The sequence below is a fragment of the Xenorhabdus sp. BG5 genome (genome assembly GCF_015163665.1).
Lineage (GTDB): Bacteria > Pseudomonadota > Gammaproteobacteria > Enterobacterales > Enterobacteriaceae > Xenorhabdus.
The window spans coordinates 1-223 of sequence record NZ_JADEUG010000126.1 but is presented as its reverse complement, the minus strand read 5'-3'; the positions used below and the strand labels follow the sequence as shown (position 1 = coordinate 223).

Annotated in this window: 1 rRNA gene; it reads right to left on the bottom strand. The window is 57.8% G+C overall.

Annotated elements, in window-relative coordinates:
• Positions 1–2: 2 nt before the first annotated feature.
• Positions 3–223 (bottom strand): 23S ribosomal RNA (locus IQ209_RS18130); the annotation flags it as partial.

Genomic DNA, 223 nt, shown 5'->3' with positions numbered 1-223 from the left:
ATGAACACCAATCTGAAGCTTAGGGGCTTTTCCTGGAAGCGGGGCATCAGCAACTTCCGCACCGTAGTGCCGCGTCATCGTGCCTCAGTGTTGTGGCTAACCGGATTTGCCGGGTCAGCCCACCTACACACTTAAACCGGGACGACCGTCGCCCGGCTTGCCTAGCCTTCTCCGTCCCCCCATCGCAATTGGTGCCCGTACAGGAATATTAACCTGTTGCCCA